19 protein-coding genes and 1 riboswitch are annotated in these 17952 nt (G+C 62.4%); of the genes, 9 read left to right on the plus strand and 10 right to left on the minus strand.

What is annotated here, in order from left to right; translation table 11 throughout:
- Nucleotides 1–113: 113 nt before the first annotated feature.
- From M0H32_RS24120 to M0H32_RS24135, 4 genes are all read right to left on the minus strand, one after another.
- Nucleotides 114–485: a helix-turn-helix domain-containing protein gene (locus M0H32_RS24120; RefSeq protein ID WP_248158413.1), complete on the minus strand. Its 372-nt coding sequence runs from the start codon at nucleotides 483–485 to the stop codon at nucleotides 114–116.
- 4 nt (nucleotides 486–489) lie between these two features.
- Entirely contained in the window at nucleotides 490–1059 is a 570-nt protein-coding gene (locus M0H32_RS24125) for a Smr/MutS family protein (RefSeq protein WP_248158416.1), read from the minus strand.
- Between the two features lie 3 nt (nucleotides 1060–1062).
- Nucleotides 1063–2175 (minus strand): murein transglycosylase A, encoded by a 1113-nt coding sequence (gene mltA / locus M0H32_RS24130; protein WP_248158418.1) that lies wholly within the window; start codon nucleotides 2173–2175, stop codon nucleotides 1063–1065.
- Nucleotides 2176–2288: 113 nt separating this feature from the next.
- Entirely contained in the window at nucleotides 2289–3017 is a 729-nt protein-coding gene (locus tag M0H32_RS24135) for a Tim44/TimA family putative adaptor protein (protein WP_248158424.1), read from the minus strand.
- Between the two features lie 237 nt (nucleotides 3018–3254).
- Here M0H32_RS24135 and M0H32_RS24140 point away from each other — a divergent pair, with 237 nt between their 5' ends.
- The 3 genes from M0H32_RS24140 to M0H32_RS24150 all read left to right on the plus strand — a co-directional run bounded on the left by M0H32_RS24140 (nucleotide 3255) and on the right by M0H32_RS24150 (nucleotide 5282).
- The gene (locus tag M0H32_RS24140) at nucleotides 3255–3767 is read left to right on the plus strand and encodes an FxsA family protein (protein ID WP_248158426.1); all 513 of its coding nucleotides are present in this window, start codon (nucleotides 3255–3257) and stop codon (nucleotides 3765–3767) included.
- A gap of 124 nt (nucleotides 3768–3891) precedes the next feature.
- Nucleotides 3892–4923 carry an acyltransferase family protein gene (locus tag M0H32_RS24145; RefSeq protein WP_248158430.1) on the plus strand — a complete coding sequence of 344 codons (1032 nt, stop codon included), beginning with the start codon at nucleotides 3892–3894 and terminating at the stop codon, nucleotides 4921–4923.
- Nucleotides 4920–5282: a DUF1636 family protein gene (locus tag M0H32_RS24150; RefSeq protein WP_248158433.1), complete on the plus strand. Its 363-nt coding sequence runs from the start codon at nucleotides 4920–4922 to the stop codon at nucleotides 5280–5282. Before M0H32_RS24145 ends, M0H32_RS24150 begins: the two co-directional genes overlap by 4 nt.
- 455 nt (nucleotides 5283–5737) lie before the next feature.
- On the opposite strand, the gene M0H32_RS24155 is transcribed toward M0H32_RS24150, so the two are convergent.
- The 3 genes from M0H32_RS24155 to M0H32_RS24165 all read right to left on the minus strand — a co-directional run bounded on the left by M0H32_RS24155 (nucleotide 5738) and on the right by M0H32_RS24165 (nucleotide 7209).
- On the minus strand, nucleotides 5738–6262 hold the full coding sequence (locus M0H32_RS24155; protein WP_248158435.1) for a hypothetical protein: 525 nt from the start codon (nucleotides 6260–6262) through the stop codon (nucleotides 5738–5740).
- Nucleotides 6263–6338: 76 nt separating this feature from the next.
- Nucleotides 6339–7037, minus strand: coding sequence for a CbtA family protein (locus tag M0H32_RS24160; RefSeq protein ID WP_248158438.1), 699 nt, complete (start codon nucleotides 7035–7037; stop codon nucleotides 6339–6341).
- Between the two features lies 1 nt (nucleotide 7038).
- Nucleotides 7039–7209 carry a CbtB domain-containing protein gene (locus M0H32_RS24165; RefSeq protein WP_248158441.1) on the minus strand — a complete coding sequence of 57 codons (171 nt, stop codon included), beginning with the start codon at nucleotides 7207–7209 and terminating at the stop codon, nucleotides 7039–7041.
- Between the two features lie 32 nt (nucleotides 7210–7241).
- Nucleotides 7242–7466: riboswitch (cobalamin riboswitch) on the minus strand.
- A gap of 144 nt (nucleotides 7467–7610) precedes the next feature.
- Here M0H32_RS24165 and polA point away from each other — a divergent pair.
- Nucleotides 7611–10595, plus strand: a complete 2985-nt coding sequence (polA, locus tag M0H32_RS24170; protein ID WP_248158444.1) for a DNA polymerase I — start codon at nucleotides 7611–7613, stop codon at nucleotides 10593–10595.
- 213 nt (nucleotides 10596–10808) lie between these two features.
- On the opposite strand, the gene M0H32_RS24175 is transcribed toward polA, so the two are convergent.
- A complete protein-coding gene (locus M0H32_RS24175; protein ID WP_248158447.1) occupies nucleotides 10809–11642 on the minus strand; it encodes a cyclase family protein in 834 nt (277 codons plus the stop codon).
- A 71-nt stretch (nucleotides 11643–11713) separates the two neighbouring features.
- Nucleotides 11714–12820 carry a linear amide C-N hydrolase gene (locus M0H32_RS24180; RefSeq protein WP_248158450.1) on the minus strand — a complete coding sequence of 369 codons (1107 nt, stop codon included), beginning with the start codon at nucleotides 12818–12820 and terminating at the stop codon, nucleotides 11714–11716.
- A gap of 76 nt (nucleotides 12821–12896) precedes the next feature.
- Between M0H32_RS24180 and M0H32_RS29670 the strand changes: the two genes are divergently transcribed.
- Nucleotides 12897–13748, plus strand: coding sequence for a LytTR family DNA-binding domain-containing protein (locus M0H32_RS29670; protein WP_248158453.1), 852 nt, complete (start codon nucleotides 12897–12899; stop codon nucleotides 13746–13748).
- 28 nt (nucleotides 13749–13776) lie between these two features.
- Here the strand turns inward: M0H32_RS29670 and M0H32_RS24190 are convergent, their stop codons facing one another.
- A complete protein-coding gene (locus M0H32_RS24190) occupies nucleotides 13777–14685 on the minus strand; it encodes a LysR substrate-binding domain-containing protein (RefSeq protein WP_248158456.1) in 909 nt (302 codons plus the stop codon).
- Between the two features lie 158 nt (nucleotides 14686–14843).
- Between M0H32_RS24190 and M0H32_RS24195 the strand changes: the two genes are divergently transcribed.
- The 4 genes from M0H32_RS24195 to M0H32_RS24210 all read left to right on the plus strand — a co-directional run bounded on the left by M0H32_RS24195 (nucleotide 14844) and on the right by M0H32_RS24210 (nucleotide 17929).
- On the plus strand, nucleotides 14844–15887 hold the full coding sequence (locus M0H32_RS24195; protein ID WP_248158460.1) for a hypothetical protein: 1044 nt from the start codon (nucleotides 14844–14846) through the stop codon (nucleotides 15885–15887).
- Nucleotides 15847–17040 (plus strand): MFS transporter, encoded by a 1194-nt coding sequence (locus M0H32_RS24200; protein WP_248158463.1) that lies wholly within the window; start codon nucleotides 15847–15849, stop codon nucleotides 17038–17040. The genes M0H32_RS24195 and M0H32_RS24200 overlap by 41 nt, the downstream gene beginning before the upstream one ends.
- A gap of 112 nt (nucleotides 17041–17152) precedes the next feature.
- Complete coding sequence (locus tag M0H32_RS24205; protein WP_248158465.1) at nucleotides 17153–17383, plus strand: hypothetical protein; 231 nt, start codon at nucleotides 17153–17155, stop codon at nucleotides 17381–17383.
- Between the two features lie 15 nt (nucleotides 17384–17398).
- Nucleotides 17399–17929, plus strand: coding sequence for a GNAT family N-acetyltransferase (locus M0H32_RS24210; protein WP_248158467.1), 531 nt, complete (start codon nucleotides 17399–17401; stop codon nucleotides 17927–17929).
- The last annotated feature ends 23 nt before the right edge of the window (nucleotides 17930–17952 follow it).

A 17952-nucleotide genomic window follows, 5' to 3' on the forward strand; every position in this document is an offset into this window, starting at 1 on the left:
CACAATCTGCAATGGCCGTTCATCACCCGCCTCCGTCATGCCCGGCAACGACAGAGGATCTTTGACAAGGCGCAACGCTGTCTGACCGATCAACGCCTCGGCGGGTTCTCCCTCTAGACATCATCCTTCACGGCGGCGACGCGGAGCTGGTGGAGAAGGGCGGCTAGAGAATCTTCCGAGAGGCCGCCGATCTTCAGTGCCAGTTGGTTGGCAAGTTCCGTTGCCTTGGGATCCATGCCGGCCGTGTCGATGGTGACACGCGGGTCGGAAAGTTCGGCCAGGCGCTGGATCTCTTCCGCTTCGTCCCAGATGACGTTGAAATAGGTGATGATCCGCTGCACCAGGAACCAGGTCGGCCTGCCGCGCTTGCCATGTTCGAGCGCGGACAGATAGGCGCTCGATACGGACAGGGCCGCCGCCATTTCTTTCAACGACACGCCGCGTTTTACCCTGAGTTCCCGGATTTTTGCCCCAAGCGGTGTCACGGTCCTACCTTTTCCTGCGAATGCGGACATAGAGCGCGCCGGCGCCGCCATGGCTCGCATGGGCTTCCTCATAACCAATTACCACGGCGCGCAGATCCGGCATCGCCAGCCATTGCGGCACCATTCTGCGCAAAACGCCGCGTTCGTCCATATAGGCGCGCTCCGGCCCCCCACCCTTGCCCGTGATCACCAGCACGATCTGATACCGGCGCGCCTGGGCCTGGTAGAGGAACCCGCGCAGTCGGTCATGCGCCTGATGCTGGGTCAGGCCATGCAGATCGATGCGCGCGTCAATCGCCTTGACGCCGCGCACCACCTTGCGGCGGTAGCGGTGCTCCAGTTGATGCAGCGGCAACGGGGCGTTGGGCGGCTTGACGGCGGCGGGTGCCTTGATGGCGGTCGCGGTTTTGGGCGTGTCGACAGGCCTGGCGGGCGCATCTGCCAGCGTTTTGGCCAATTCGTCTTGAAGGTGTTTCGCCCGGTCCGGATCCAGCGGCGTCAGGGTCTTGGCGACCTTGCCCCAGAGTTCCCGGTCTTCCGGTGAAAGTGACCCCTTTTTGCCCCGCCGCTTCATTGCTCAGTCCGTTACTACCGTACCGGAACCAAATGCTCCTTCGGGCACGAGCAGCGTGAACGTGGCCCTGTGCCGGATGTCCCCGGCGATTGCGCCGGCCGCTTCGCCGGACCCGACAAAGACATCGCCGCGCGCCGGGCCCCTGACCGCCGATCCCGTGTCGTCCGCCACCATCAGACGCTGCAAGGGTCCACCCGCCATAGGCTGGTCGTGATCCGCATCGACAAACACCAGGCCGCCATAGGGAACATGGTGCGGATCAACGGCCAGGCTGCGGCCGGCGGTGAGCGCCAGGCCGGCGGCTCCGACCGGGCCCTCTCCGTCGCCGACTTCGGTCACTTCGCGAAAGAAAATATAGGACCGGTTCTCCTTGAAGAGTGCGTCGCGCTCTTCGGGGTGCTTTTCCAGCCAGGCCCGCGTCCCGGCCATCGTAAACTCCTCCGGCGTGCCTTCGCCGCGTTTGACCAGCAGACGCGCGATGCCTGTGTAGGGGTGGCCGGATTTGCCGGCATAACCGACCCGCATGACAGTACCGTCAGTGAGGCGCAGGCGGGCGGACCCCTGGACGTGGACATAAAACGCATCGACCGGGTCGGCGAGCCAGACCAGTTCGAGGCTTTCCTTGTCCAGTGCACCGTCCATGATGGCGCCCCGGTCGGGCATCTCGGTCAGCTTGCCGTTCAGGTGGCGGCCGTGGCTCAGTTGATCCGGCCAGTCCTTGGGCCGGTTGGCCGCGCTGACCGGCTCAAGTCCGGCGGGTTTCTTTAGAAGCGGCGTTGCGTATTCGGCGGTTTTTTCGCGCGAGGCAGACAATTCAGGCTCGAAATAGCCGGTGACAAAACCGTCATGCGCGACCCGGTACGGCGTAAAATGGACTTCGAGGAAGCGCCGGGCCTCTGCTCTGGAACCCCGGCCGCTCACTTCCGCCCTGAGGCAGAGATCATAAAGGTCCGGGACGGGCATCTTGTAAAACGCGGCCGCTTCACCGAGGGCCTCACGTTTGCAAAACCGCGCAAAGCTGGAGAGGGCAGCCTGGTGATCGTCCGCCTCCCAGCCGGCAAGGTCGGCAAAAGCGATTTCTTTTAGAAGGTCCGGGATGTGCGGGCCGTCAGCCATGGCAGGAATCGCTCCTGAAATGAAAAACGGCGCGGCCAGGACCGCGCCAATAAACTTGTTGGCAAGACGGCGGGCGGCGCCCGGCCGTGCAGAGCCTTTCCACCGCGCCATGATTATTCGGCGGATTCGGTCGCGACCAGCTTCCAGTTCGGATCGCGGGAATTGGTGTCCCGGGCGAAGGTCCAGATATCGACCACTTCCGTCACCTTCGACGGATCGCCTTCGACGATCTCGCCCGCCTTGTCGCGGGTCGCCGAGATCAGCTGGCTGTGGATCTTGACGGTGACCTGGGCTGTCGAACCTTTCAGGGCGGCTTCGACGATCTCGGCCTTGTCGATGCCGACAAAGGTCGAATCGATCGATTCACCGCGCTTTTCTCGGTCTTCGATCGCCGCGACAAAGCCGTCATAGACTTCCGGCGACAGCAGGTTCTTGAGAGCTTTCTTGTCGCCGTCGGCAAAGGCCATGACGATCATTTCGTAGGCCGCGCGCGCGCCTTCCAGGAACGGTTCCGGCTCAAAGCTTCGGTCGACCGACAGGATCTGCTTCAGGGCGCTGTTGAGCGCCGACCCGGCCGGAGCGACCTTGTCGATCACCACATCGCCGCCAGGACCCGGTGCTTCCACCGGCTCAAGCTCCTCGTTGGTCTGGTTGGGCAGCGGAATGACGTTGTCCTGGCCGTTGGCCGTGTTGCGGTCATTCTTCTGCTCGGGCTTCGAATAGGGATCGAAAGGCGGCCGTTCATTGCCGGTGCGCTTGCCCAGAACAGACCGCAGCCTGAACAGGATAAATACGGCAAGTCCCATCAGGAGGAGGTTCAACGGGTCAAAAATCTCGTTCATCGTAACTTCCGGCTATCCTTTTGAACCACTGGAGCCGCCTGCATTCTTGATCAGGGCAGGCCCGCGCACCGCTCGTCGTCTGTCAGGTTCTTATGTAGGGGGTTCTTCAACCAGCATCCAGACCCAAGAGCAAGACCCAATCTATCCCAATATCGTCATTCGACGCGCTGCTGCTCGCATTTTTGCGACTGAATGTCTACCTTATGAGCAAACAGCTTATCAGACGTTGGAGGTCCCGTGGGACTTTATATCATTGCCGCCATCCTGCTTCTGCCCCTGATCGAAATCGCGGTGTTCATCTGGATCGGGGGCCTGATCGGTGTTTTGCCGACGATACTCCTGACCGTGGTCACCGCGCTGGCCGGCTCCTTGATGCTGCGCCAGCAAGGCCTGTCGCTGCTGATGCGCATGCAGAAAGAGCTGGATGCCGGCCGGTCTCCGGGCAACGAGGTCATGCAGGGAGCCATGATTGTGCTGGCGAGCATTCTGCTCTTGATCCCCGGATTCGTCACCGATGCCATCGGTTTGCTGCTGTTTGTGCCGCCTGTGCGCGAGGCGCTGGCCCGGTTCATCATTGACCGCTCGAACGTGGTGATCGTCGAGGGCGGCACGGGTGCCCGCCGGCCGGAAGAGGGCGTTGTCGATCTGGACAGCGGCGACTGGTCCGAGAAGAAAGACGGCGCGGGCGCTGATACGGACCAGCCGAAACTGAGCCCCTGGCAGGACGGATCGGGCGGCGCGAAACCCTGACGCGAGCGCGCGCCGGTCACCAAATCGTGACAGTTAGTGTATTCGTATTTTCTACCAGTTATGGTTAGGCCTGAGCCCGAACAGAACACTCTCCGGGCGAACCCGGCAAGCAAGGCATCAGGGAATGAGCGCTCCGCGCGTCGATTGGGTGGATACGGCCAAGGGCATCTGCATCATTTTCGTTGTGATGATGCATTCCGTGCTGGGCGTCGAAGCCGCGGCCGGCGAGACCGGCTGGATGCATGCGGTCGTCGCCTTTGCCGCGCCGTTCCGCATGCCGGACTTTTTCCTGATCTCCGGCCTGTTCTTGTCCAATGTCATCACCCGCGACTGGAAGCTTTATCTCGACCGCAAGGTGGTGCATTTCGCTTACTTTTACGTGCTCTGGATGACAATCCAGTTCGTGATAAAGGCACCGGTCTTCATTGAAGAGATGGGCGCGGGGGCAACATTCGACCTCTATCTTCTCAGCTTCATTGAGCCGTTCGGCACGTTGTGGTTCATCTACATGCTGCCGATTTTCTTCGTGGTCAGCAAAATCGCCAATGACCGCGGCATCCCCTGGCAGGTGGTGCTGGCCCTTGGCGCACTGCTTCAGATCGCGCCGATCCATACCGGCTGGCTGCTGGTCGACGAATTCGCCTCCCGCTTTGTGTTCTTCTACGCCGGTTACGTCTTTGCGCCGCACATCTTCCGTCTGGCTGGCTGGGCGCGCGAGCGCATCGGTGTCAGCCTCGGATATCTGCTGGCCTGGGGTCTGGTGAATGGCGGCCTGGTCTATGCCGGCTGGGCGGCGGCGCCCGGGATTGCCCTGGTGCTCGGTGCGGCCGGTGCCGGCGCCATCATCCTGACCAGCGCGCTGATCGTCAGATGGTGCCGTCTCGACTTTCTGCGCCATTTCGGCGAGAACTCGATCGTGATCTATCTTGCCTTCTTCTTCCCGATGGGTGTGACCCGCGTGACCCTTTTGAAACTCGGCTTTCTGGACATCGGCACGATGTCCCTGATTGTCACCCTCGTCGCCGCCGTCAGCCCGATGATCCTGTTCTGGATCATCCAGCGGACAAACATGCTGCGGTTCCTGTTCCGGCGCCCGCAATGGGCCTATCTGCGCGGCACGTTCAGCGGCAAACGCCAGGCGCAGGCCGCCGAATGAGCCGTCTCCTTCTTTGCCGGACCTGCCAGCACGAGGCGGGCAGCACCGCTGACAACGCCTTGAGCGCCCTGAAACAGGCGTTTGAGAATGTTGGGCTCGATCGCGACCTGGACCTTGGCACCGTCGATTGCATGGGCGCCTGCGAACAGCCCGTGTCGCTGGCCTTTCAGGGCCAGGACCGCGCGACTTTCGTCTTTTCCGGTCTCCGGTTTCCAGACGACATTGACGACATCGTCGCCACAGCCCGCACCTATCTGGGCGCAAAGGACGGTTGGATCGAGGACGCCCGCTCCTGCGGCCGTCTCCGCTTTTGCCTCCGGGCCCGGATCCCGGCGATGAAGCCGGATGATGCCGTCTAGGGTTTTCTCAGCTTTGCAAGACCAAAAGGCGCGTCACCCTTCGAGACCGCCTTTCCCCGAAGGACGGGATCAATCGCTTGGGAAACAGGCACGCCGCAAACATCGGTGTTACCCCGGGCGAACAAAGTGAGACCCGGGGCCTACTCGTTTGCAGAGAGCTGCAGTGAAGGCCCTCCAAGAAGACGCGGCACACGTTTTGGCATGCGGAACTGCGAGTGGGCCCGGCGCGCGCTGCGCTTGCCGGGATGACACCGAAAGTGATTTTTTTTCAGCAGCTTAGACCTGGAATTGCAAATGTAGCCACCGTCCTCTTCTGGCATAGGGAGTGAACGGCAAATCCAGGCTCGCTTACCTACAGCATTTCGAGAAAAGTCTGAGCCGACTTTAGCTGCCTCTCGGCTCTGCCTCGAACGCAAAAGTCGGCATTGCTTGTTTCAAACAAATCTCGAAATGCTTTAGTCCGCGCTGACGGTTACCGACGCCTTGAGCGGCTGGTTGTCGACGGCGAGCATGCGGTGGTCGTTGGTGTTCAGCGTCACTTCCACCTCGGCATTGTCCGGCAGGGACGCAAGATGCATCCAGGAGCCGTAAAGCCGGCCAATCTTTTCGCCATTGACATAGACATGCGCGTGGCCTTCGCCGGCGACGTGGTCCTGGCTGGCACGTTCGGGCGCGAAGGTGAAATTCCGGGTCACGAGATGCAGGTTGTAGCCGCTGGCCGGGTCCGGAGAGACGCTGATTGTCAGTGCCGGTGCGTCGGGGCCGGCGGCGACGGAGACCAGCTCATCGTGATTGTGGCCGGTCGTGGTGTGACCGGAATGGGCGTCGTGGGACTGCGTACTGGCGGCCTGCGCCTGATGCGCCGCCGGGTCGGTATGGTCATGGCCGTCAAAGGTGACGCCATAGCCTGCCGCCGTGACAAAACCGATGCCGCCGCCAAAGATCAGCCCGATGACAAAAAGGGCGAGGGAACGTTCCATAAGATGTCCAGTATTTCCTTGGAAAGACTGCGGGCGGAACCTTGGTCCCGCCCGTTCTTTCGATGTGTCTGCCGGATCAGGCCGGCTGACGGGCGCCGTCCCGGGCGCCTTCGCGCTGCCAGAAGAACCCGGCAAAACAGCCGAGCAGAAGCCAGGCGGCCATGCCGACACCAAGAGCGCGGCTGGCGAACAGAGCGCCGATTTCGGTCGGGACCGGTCCGGTGAACGTGTCCGGTTCCGGCGCGCCGACGACATGCGGGGCCAGAAGCAGGACTGCTGCCGCGCCCCAGGCCAGCCAGTTGCGGCCGAAGGCGATCAGCCAGAGGCCGGCACCCGCCGTGACCACGGTTGCCCACCACCAGACCTGACGCAAGGCCACATCGGCGGCGGCTACGCCTGGCACTTCAGGCGCCAGGGTGAAGCCCGGCGCAAAGTGGAAGGCGACAAAGCCGGCGAGGCCCCAGAGAAGGCCGTTGCGGCCGTTGACATTGGCACCGCGCATTTCGGCAAGCGCCATGCCGACCAGCAGGATGAAGGCATAGCCGGTATAGGTGAGCATGGTGAAAACGATGCTCAGGCCATCTCGCACCGGCTCGAAGCCGCCGAGATCCTGGTGGGCACTGACCGCCTCCGCCCCGAAATGCACCAGCGCGCCGGATTCATAGAGTTCGGCGTGCAGCAGCACCGGCTGAACGAAAAAAAGCTGCAGCAGGGCCGCAATCAGCCCCGCTCCAGCGCCAGCGAACAGGCCGCTGACCAGAAGACGTGTCAGCATCTTAGTGGCAGGGGAAACCGGTCGCATGGCGCACGTCGTGCGCCGCGTCGTGCAGGGCGCCGGCCTGCACATGACCCGTGACGGAAATGATGGCCACACCGAGAATGGCGGCAAAAGCCAGCGATACGATCTTGGTGGCGGAAAGGGTCGATTTAACAGTTTGAGTCGTCATGTTGTCCTCATTGCCGTCACACCCGACGGCCGTGTTTCGGGTCTTGCCTGGCAGGTCTCCTGGCTCGCGGGTCGTGGCAATTGACCCGACCTTCCCTGCTTCGACGAGCAAGTGGTGCAATGGGTCAACGCTCACCGCATACAGTCGCGGGGGCGGCTTCGGCATCCAGCGCCCTAATTGGGTCCGCCGTGTCCGAATTCCCTGTTCGTTTCCCGGCACTTTGTGCCGATCGGAAAACCAAGCAGAGGATATAATGGACCATTTGCCTTTTCCGCGAAAGCACAAATGCGACATTGCGTTGTTTTCCGGAGCCGGGCACCGCGCCCCAGTCCTGTCAGGAGCCGGTTTTCGAGGCCTAAAATTTGTCACTTTAGGCCTTTCCTCCGGGCGAGGCTCCGGGCATGATCCGCGCCATGTCGACGCAAGATTCCTCCCCCGCCCTCACCGCCGATGACCACCTGATCCTGGTCGACGGTTCCACCTTCATCTTCCGCGCTTATCACGCGCTGCCGCCGCTGACACGAAAGCCGGACGGGCTGCCGGTCGGCGCCGTCTCCGGCTTCTGCAACATGCTGTGGAAGCTGCTGCAGGAGGGCCTGACCCCGGAAGAGGGCGACGAGCCGACGCATTTTGCGGTGATCTTCGACCATTCGGCGAAGACCTTCCGCAATGACATCTATCCGGAATACAAGGCCCACCGGCCGGAACCGCCGGAAGACCTGGTGCCGCAGTTCGGCCTGATCCGGGAGGCAACGCGCGCCTTCTCCGTCCATTGCGTCGAGCAGGCGGGTTTCGAGGCCGACGACCTGATCGCGACCTATGCGCGCCAGGCCGCCGATCAGGGTGCCCGCGTCACCATTGTTTCCGGCGACAAGGACCTGATGCAGCTGATCGGGCCGAAAGTCGGCATGATCGACACGATGAAAAACAAGGTCTTCGGCGAGGCGGAAGTCTTTGAAAAATTCGGCGTTGGACCGGACAAGGTCATCGAGGTGCAGTCGCTGGCGGGCGACAGCGTCGACAATGTGCCCGGCGTGCCGGGCATCGGCCTGAAGACCGCAGCCCTCTTGATCAACGAATTCGGCGATCTGGAGAGCCTGCTTTCGCAGGCCGACACGATCAAGCAGACCAAACGCCGGGAAAACCTGATCGAATTCGCCGATCAGGCGCGAGTCTCCAAGGAACTGGTGACGCTCAAACAGGACGTTCCGGTGGACGTGCCCGTGGGCGATCTCTCCGTGACCGAAATCAACGGACCAAAGGCGGTCGGCTTCCTGAAGGCGATGGGCTTCAGCACACTCACCAAGCGTGTTGCGGAAGTAACAGGCGCGGACCTTGCCAATGTGGACGCGGCCGATTTTCAGGTTCCCGGTTGGGACGTGCCCGACCACAAGGGCCGGATGATGGAACGCGCCGCCACCGGCAGCGGCTCGGAAGCCGCCAAGACGCCGGGCGACGCGGCGCCGGCACCCGACGGGCTGATGGTGCCACAGACGGTCGCCGATGCACGCGCGGTGCGCATCAAGGCGATCCCGGTCGATTCCAGCGCTTATGAAACCGTCACCAGCCTCGACCGGCTGAAGGAATGGTGCGACGCGGCCTATGAAAAGGGCTATATCGCCTTCGACACGGAAACCACCTCGCTCGATGCCATGCAGGCGGAGCTGGTAGGCCTGTCGCTGTCGACCGAACCGGGCAAGGCCTGCTACGTGCCGCTTGCCCATGTGGACGGCGAGGGCGATCTTCTGGGCGGCGGCGGCCTGGTCGAGGGCCAGATCCCGCTGAAGGACGCGATCGAGGTGCTGAAGCCGATGCTGGAGGACCGTTCGGTCCTGAAGATCGCGCAGAACCTCAAATATGACTGGCTGGTGATGACCCGCTACGGCGTCGACATCACGCCCTATGACGACACCATGCTGCTCTCCTACACCGTCGATGCCGGCAAGGGCGGCAACGGCATGGACGAGCTCTCCGAGCGCTGGCTCGATCACAAGCCGATCCCGTTCAAGGAGGTCTGCGGCTCGGGCAAGTCGATGATCACCTTCGACAAGGTGGCGATCGACAAGGCGACCGCCTATGCCGCCGAGGACGCGGATGTCACCCTGCGCCTATGGCTGATCCTGAAGCCGCGGCTGGCGAGCGACAAGATGGCGACCGTCTACGAGACCCTGGAACGGCCGATGGTGCCGGTGCTGGCGCGCATGGAAAAGCGCGGCATTTCCGTCGACCGGCAGATGTTGTCGCGGCTTTCCGGCGATTTTGCGCAAGGCATGGCCGCCAAGGAATCGGAAATCTACGAGCTCGCCGGCCAAAGCTTCAACATCGGCTCACCGAAACAGCTCGGCGACATTCTCTTCGGCCAGATGGGCCTGCCCGGCGGCAAGAAGACCAAGACCGGCGCGTGGTCGACCTCGGCCCAGGTGCTGGAAGACCTGGCCGCCGAGGGTCATGAACTGCCGTCGAAAATCGTCTCCTGGCGCCAGCTGTCCAAGCTGAAATCGACCTATTCGGATGCGCTGCCCGGCTACATCAACCCGGAGACGAACCGGGTGCACACGTCCTATGCGCTGGCGGCGACCACGACCGGGCGCCTGTCCTCTTCGGAGCCGAACCTGCAGAACATCCCGGTCCGGACCGAGGAAGGCCGCAAGATCCGCAAGGCCTTCATCGCCGAAAAGGGCCACAAGCTGATTTCGGCCGACTACAGCCAGATCGAATTGCGCGTGCTGGCCCATATGGCCGACATCCCGCAGCTGAAACAGGCGTTCGAGGACGGGCTCGACATTCACGCCATGACGGCGAGCGAGATGTTCGGCACGCCGATCGAGGGCATGGACCCGATGGTCCGCCGCCAGGCGAAAGCCATCAATTTCGGCATCATCTACGGAATTTCCGCCTTCGGCCTCGCCAACCAGCTCGGCATCCCGCGCGGTGAGGCAAGCGACTATATCAAGACCTATTTCGAGCGCTTCCCGGGCATCAAGGACTATATGGAAGCGACCAAGAAACAGGTGCACGCCAACGGCTATGTCACCACGATCTTCGGCCGCAAGGCCCATTATCCGGAGGTGAACACCAAGAACCCGAATATGCGCGCCTTCTATGAACGCGCGGCGATCAACGCCCCGATCCAGGGTTCGGCCTCCGACATCCTGCGCCGTGCCATGGTGCGCATGGAGGACCGCCTGGCGAACTCAAAGCTCGACGCGCAGATGCTGCTGCAGGTCCATGACGAACTGATCTTCGAAGTGCCGGAAGGCCAGGTCGAGGACACCATTCCGGTGATCAGGGACGTCATGGAAAACGCCTGCGACCCGGCGCTGAAACTCACCGTGCCGCTGCAGGTCGATGCCAGGGCGGCCGACAATTGGGACGAGGCGCATTAGGCGCCTCGACATTTTCACAAAGGCACGTCCTCTCCGGCGTCATCCAGGCCAAGCGAAGCGCGCGGCGGGACTGGAGAGGCAAGTGCTTTTAGCCTCCTGATCTTCCTCTATCGACACGCCCCGGCTCCCCGATCCCGGGTCTCCGCTGCGCTGCGCCCGGGATGACGGCGGTAGGGTTGCTTCAAGGTTGGAAGTGTCCTCAAGAGGCAATCGTCACACCATCGCCATCACCCGGCTCGGGCCGCCCGTGCCGCCCCTGTTCTTCGGTGCGCCGACGATCAGCGTGGCGCCGCTGACCGGCAGGGCGTCGAGGTTGGCGATGCATTCCAGACCCCAGCGGTTGCTCGGCAGCCAGGAATAATGCACGGCGAAATCCTGCGACATGCCGTGGTCGAGCGACAGGCTGTCGACAGCAATGCCGACCACATCGGCCTCTTCCATCAGCATTTGCGTTGCTTCCGCGTGAAAGCCCGGGAAATGCATGACGCCATTGGCATCCGCGTTGCGGAACCTGTCGGTCGCCACATGGGCGTCCCAGCCGGAATTCATGGCAACGCAGGCACCGGCCGGGATGTCGCCATGGGCGGAGATCCAGGCTTTCAGGTCGTCTGGTGTGACCTGCGCGTCCGGGTTCTCGGCGGCCCTCGCCTTGATGTCGACGATGCAGAGCGGCGCGACCAGGTTCTCGACCGGGATTTCCGCAACCGACATGCCGTCGGCCGAGAAATGCAAGGGCGCGTCCAGATGGGTGCCGGTGTGCTCGTTCACCTTCAGCTCGAAGAGATTGTAGCCGTCCTTGGCAATGTCGAAGACCTGGCTCAACTCGAATTGCGGTTCGCCGCCAAAGGTCGGAAACGCTGCATGAAGCTCATGGGTCATATCGGCGATTGTCGACGGTGCTTGGGCCATTGCCGGAAGGGCACCGGTCACCGTGCTTGTCAGAGCGGCCGTTGCCGCTACACCGGAGCCGACCGCGGTTGCCTTGAAAAAATCGCGGCGAGACAGCATGCGCTGCTTGACCGACTGGATGACGCATAGATCGCACATGAAAACTCCTCCGGTTGAGACGGCACTCTGCCAATGGCGCTGACCAGCTGCCTTGCAAAGATTAGCAGCAATTACTCAGGCGTGCAGCTGCTGGCGGCGATCAACCCGGCGGCCAGGCCCCGGGCGACCTCGGGCTGGCCGAGATGGGCGGTCTCGGACATGGAACCAAGCACCTCGGCAAGGCTGGCCGCCAGGCCGCTGCCCTCAAGGGGCTGCAGCACGTCCTGCAACGTGTCCGGTGTCAGTGTGCTCAGGGCCGCGCCGACCGGAGCACCCCGGCAGGCAAAATTCTGAGAACCGAGATCAATCACCAGATCTTCAGCATGTCCTTTCAAACGCAGCCGCATCGCCTGGCTTTGCGGTTCGAACACCACCTGCCAGCGCGTTTCCCGATTGGCCAGTCGGTCCAGCGCGGCAAAGGCACTCTGCGGGTCGAATGAGGTTTTTGCCGCTCCGGTCAGACCGGCGGCAATTGCAAAGCGGTCAAGGCTGTTGGTTTCACCCGGCCTCTGTTCCTCCGGCATGGGCACCTTGCCTCCGAAGCCCTGCATTTTACCAATGTGCTCGATCGCCGCAGCGTAGCTGGTGTTGGTCAGGGCCGGCACCGGCAGGCTGTCGCCTGTGTGAACCTGAAGCCCATTTTGGGCCGGAGTGAGGATTGCGGCGGCGCCCGTCCGATCGAACAGGAAATAGTGGATCGGCACCACTCCCTCGATCCGGACCGTCTCTAGCTTCGCCAGCGCTTCTTCCACCGACCCGGACGTGTCGAGCAGAAACTGGATGAATTCCAGTTCGCTCACCGTCGGTGCATCGGTTGAACCACCGTAAATCGCGGCCTCGTTCCACATCAGCGTGATCGCGAGGCCTGCCGTGTTCATCCCGGCCGTCGGCATGCCAGGTCCGACCTGGTTGACTGTAACGCTGCCGTAGCGGGCCGACCAGCGTGCGCCATTGCCGTCCATGACCGAGCGGCGCTCGATCCCTTCGACGTTCACGATCAGGAACCCGGCGCCAGTCTCGGCAAAGTCGAAGTTGAAGGCCAGAACCGGTTGCTCAGGGTCGGGGAAAGCCAAAGTGGAACAGGCCCCGGCCGGAGCGGCGGTTAAAAAGTGTAGGGAAAGGATCACCGGCAGCAGCAGTGGCATGGCGGATCGGCGGCGCGATTTGAGACCTGTCATGGTTTCCTCATCTCGGTTGGATTAGGGTCTCAGCCATGATCCGTTTGAGCGCCAAGACCAATGGAGATTTCGCCAAGTGCAGCTCAGTTTCGTGAACAACACGCATGTCACGCAAATTCGGCACGACCTCGTCGCCCCGTTCGCGTCCCGCCGCAGCCTGGCCTTGCTTGTGACACTCGCCGGACTGGCCGGCCTTGTTGGGCCCTTCGGCACCTTTGACGCCTATCCGACAGTCTTGCGTTTCCTTTATTGGAGCGCGGTCGCGAGCCTAACGGCTGCCGTCGGCCACGCATCCGCATCGGGCCTTGAGCGGTTTCTGCGTCAAAGGCAGGTGCCTGCCCCTTTGGAACTTGCCGCAATCGCGCTGCTGGCCGCGCTGCCTGTCTCACTGGTTGTCGCCCTCGTGAGCCTCGCCTTCGGCTTCAACCCGTTTCACCACGACCTGCCGGTTCTTTATCTGCAATGCGCAGCGGTGATGGGTGCCATCGTCACCGTGTTCCATCTGGCCGAACCGCCCGTGTCTTCGGCGCAACAACAGAACTCCGGCGACACGCCGGTGGTTCTGCGGCGTCTGCCACCGGCCAAACGGGGTCGCCTCATGCGCCTGTCGGCACAGGACCACTATGTCGAGGTGGTCACCGACAAGGGACGGGAGCTTATCGCCCTGCGATTTCGCGATGCCATCAAGGAGACCGAGCCGGAATCGGGCATTCAGTGCCACCGGTCCCACTGGGTTGCCCTGCACACCGTTACCGGCCGCGCACGGCAGAATGGCCGGGCCGGACTGACGCTATCGGGCGGAGATTTCATTCCGATTGGCCGATCCTTTGACCCGGCGGTGAAGGCGGCTCTGAGCAATCCGGATGGATCCACCAGTGCCCGCGCCAATCGGAAGCGGACGTCATTTTCCGGCACTGGAACGGTGTAGCTCGGCAGCGCGTCCTCCGGTCAGACCTTCACACCACCCGCAGTTCCGGCGAGATCTTGCCCGCCAGCACGGAGCGCGGCGCGATGGCGTTTTGCAGGAGGTCGTTGAGATGCTCTTCCAGATAATCGACGATCGGCGATTGAGTGGTCGACTGCGTGTAGATGGCCAGCTGCGTTGCCGGCAGTTTCGGAAAACCGTCCTGTTCCTTCAGAACCTTGATGCCGTCCTGGAGCGCGCCCGTCGGTAGGCAGCAGATGCCAGCGCCGGACAGGACCGCAACCTGGGCGGCGGCGACGCTGGTGGTGGTGATGCGCTCATACCATTGCCGGCCGGCGCGGGCGAGGGCGCTGAAGGCCATCTCGCGGAATGGACAGGGTTGCGGAAACAGGATCAGCGGCAACGGATCGGTCAGCTGGCAGGTGTCGCTGACGGCCCAGTGCAACGGCTCCTCGACCACTTCGTCCGGCAACGCCTTGGAGGCGGTGACCAGGGCGATTGCCAGGTTGATCTCGTTGTTGGTGAGCATTTCATGCAAGGTGGCGCTGTCGGCGACCGTCATTTCCAGCTTCACATTGGGATGGATGCGCACGAAATTGCAGAAGATCGACTGCAGCTGGCCGGTGGCGTACCATTCCGGCAGGCCGACATGGACCGTGCCGGTGAGTTCGGGCGCGGAGAGGCGCAGACGGGCTTCCTCGTGGGAGCGCAGGATTTCCGTGGCGTGCTGATAGAGGATCCGGCCCGCGGGGGTCAGGTTCATGGTGCGCGCGTTGCGCTCGATCAGGGGTTTGCCGACCCTGTCCTCCAGGCGGCGCAGCTGGGTGCTGACGCAAGGCTGGGTGCGGTTGAGCCGGGTCCCCGCGTGGGTGACGTTGCCGGCTTCGGCCACGGCAACAAACGCTTCCAGCAACTCGATGTTAAAACGGCCGATGGTCAATTCCCTGCCTCCGTTTTAGCGCCTGCTCCGTTAACTCTTCCACCAGGTCAGCGCTGGACAAGCATAACGTTCTATTATGATGCGCTTCAATTATAAATTTAAACAGGGGTAAAAAATCCCGTAATCCGGGAGTCTCCTTGTCAAAACAGGTAGCCGCCATGACTTTAGCGCTTTCCTTTGGCCAGCCGGAGCATCGGCCAGACCACCACCGTTTTTCCGCAGAAACCTCTTTGCAGCAAAAAGTCCACCGGGCGATCGCCGCTCATACCGAATTCAGTCTTGACCGCATCCTGACCCAGGACAACCGGGTCAAATACACCAATGCCGGGTCACAGGAGACTGCGACCGGACATCTGGACGAGGTGTTCCAGCTGATGCGCCAGCTCAACGAAGGCGGCATCGCCTCGCCTACCCTGGGCCGTCTCGCCAAGACCGGACGTTCCTTCCGCGAAGCGCTGGAAGAAAGCTGCGTGGCCATTGCCGAAACGCTCGGTGGGAAGCCGCTGATCTATGTCGAGCTCGGTCCCGAACCGATAAAGACCGGCTTCATTCTGAAAACGCTGCTGCGGCTGGGCGTTGTCATCGACCGCTACATCGCCGTCGACATCAATCCGAAATCCGCCGGCCCCATGAAGGCCGCGCTGGCGGAAATCCTGCCGGGAACGCCCCTGACCTTTGTCACCTCGTCCTTCGAGGAGTTCCGGCTTGCCGACGCGGTTGAACAGGGCGCGCCGCGCGCTGTCATCACCATGCTCGGCTTCCAGGAAGGCAATGACGATCCCTTCGTGGTCAATGACTGGCTTGCCGGCATCGCCCGGCCGGGTGACCTGCTGCTCTCCGAAAGCCAGCTTTACACCACCGGTCAGGTCGACAAGATTTCCGGCTTCTATGCCCATCCGGCAATGCAGAGGTTCTCGCGCATCGCCTTTGAGCGGGCCGTCGACCGCAATCTGCCGACACTCAACCGGTTCTTTCTGCTGCCGGTCGCCTTCCGCGACGGCCAGAGCGCGCAAGTGGCCATTCTGGCTGAAGAATATGCCGGTTCAATCAGTGCAAGAAACTTGCATGTTTCCAACTTCTGCCTGAAACTTACCCTCGATCAGTACCGCCACTACCGGCAGGAGGGTGGCCATTTCACGATTGTCGGCGAGAGCTCCACGGATGACCAAACACTTCACTTCCAGCTCTCCCGCCGGGTATGAGATGAGCCTCGCGCGGACCCGCGGCCTGACGGCGGCGGGTCTTGCCATCGTGGCCGCCACCTATGGTCTTGCGCGGTATTGTTTCGGCCTGTTCCTGCCCGATATCCGTCTGGAATTCGGTCTTTCATCCGAGATGATCGGCCTGATCGCCGGCCTGTCCTATATGGGTTATCTGGCGGCGACCTTTGCCGGATCCTGGCTGTCGACGGTGTTCGAGCCGCGCCTGCCAATCCTGCTCGGAGGCATCGCCGCGACCACCGGTATGGCGCTGATCGCCTGGTCGCCGACACCGCTGGCACTGGCCGTCGGCGTCTTCATCGCCGGTACGAGTCCCGGTCTGGCCTATCCGCCGTTTTCGGATGTCATCGTCCGGCATACGGAAACGGGCCGCCAGAATGTCGTCTATGCTTGGATCAATTCCGGCACCGGCTTCGGCGTCGCCTTTGCCGGTCCGCTGGCGCTTTATGCGGGCGGCGACTGGCGGCTGGCCTGGCTGGTCTTCGCCGGCCTGGCGCTCGCCATCACCGTCTGGAACGGCTTCGCCCTGCCCCGGCGCAGCCCGCATCTGGAGACCGGACCGCGCAAGGTCTCTTTGTGGATCCTGATGGAGCGCTCGGCCCGGACCTTGTTCCTGTCGGCCTTCCTGTTCGGCATCGTCTCGGCCATCTACTGGACCTACGCGGTCGACCTGCTGACGACATTGACGGGCAATCCGCGCGACGCGGTCCAGTTCTGGATCGTGCTCGGCATCGCCGGTGTCACCGGCTGTTTCGCCGGCGGCCTGGTCAATCGCTGGGGCCTCGGCCGGGCCTACCTCCTGCTGGCCCTTCTGGTGGGCGGTGCCATCGGTACATTGCCATTGCTGGTGGAAACGAAGCTCGGCATCTTCCTCTCCGCCGCCTGTTTCGGCTCGGGTTTCATCGTCATGACGGCTCTGTTCGGCATGTGGAGCATGCGGATTTTCCGCGCCGCGCCGTCCATCGGCTTCGGTTTCACCTTTTTCCTGCTCTCGCTTGGGCAAGGCGTCGGACCGATCGTGAGCGGCTTCCTGATCCCTGTAACCGGCCAGTCCGCCTTGTTTTTTGCCGCCGGTCTGACCTGTTGCGCGCTGGCGCTGGTCCGGACTTCCGCCGGAACGGAGGCGCAGGCATAACAGCTGGTTATGATCTCGACACGGCGCATAACCCCAATTTGCTGGCATTTCTCAAAAATTGCATGCATGGTTGTAGCACGCTATGATTGATTGAAGAATTGTGAATGGATCCATGATTATCGCCCCCTCCACCAATCCCGGTGCACGCCTCGACATGGAGTTGTGCCGGGCCATGTTCGAAAAAGACCCGGACAGGCTGCTTGAGCTGGTTTCCGACTGGCTGGAGGTCAATCGGCTGACCCCTTCAGACGATTTCCAGGTGCCGACCTATCTCGAGGTTGTGCTTGCGCGCGCGGAGAGCGCGAAGGAGCCGAGCCGGCGCCTGCGTGTTCTGGTGTCCTGACCTGAAGCTTGATCCATGACGCGGTGGACCGCCTTCGGTCCGGTTTCTGGCGTCCATACCTGGTGTTTTGAGACATTCATGATTGTCCGTCCGGCTGAAAGCGCCGATGCAACGGCCATGAGCCGTATTCTGTCAGAAATTCTCGAATCCTGGCAAAGCGACCGGCCCGGCGATCCCGATCACGTGCGCGCATATTATATCGAGCATCCGGACTCGCTGGCCTGCACCGTCGCTGTTGCGCCGAACGGCCGCCTGAAAGGCTTTCAGTCCCTGAAGCTGGCCAGACAGGGCAACGCCTACGACCTGCCGGCGGGCTGGGGCGTCATCGGCACCTATGTCAGCCTGTGTTCGGGACGCAAGGGCGTCGGCAGCTTGCTGTTTTCGCAAACGCTTGAAGCCGCAAAACGCGCCGGGCTGTCCAGGATCGACGCGACCATCGGCAAGTCGAACCTTGCCGGGCGCGGCTACTATTCCGCCCTTGGGTTCCGGACTTGGCGCGACCTGCCGACTGCCACCGGCAAATGCCTGACGCTCACACCGGAGTGAGCGCCTCCGTGTGCGGCCGGCCA

It is taken from the genome of Roseibium sediminicola (genome assembly GCF_023156505.1).
GTDB classification, from domain to species: domain Bacteria; phylum Pseudomonadota; class Alphaproteobacteria; order Rhizobiales; family Stappiaceae; genus Roseibium; species Roseibium sediminicola.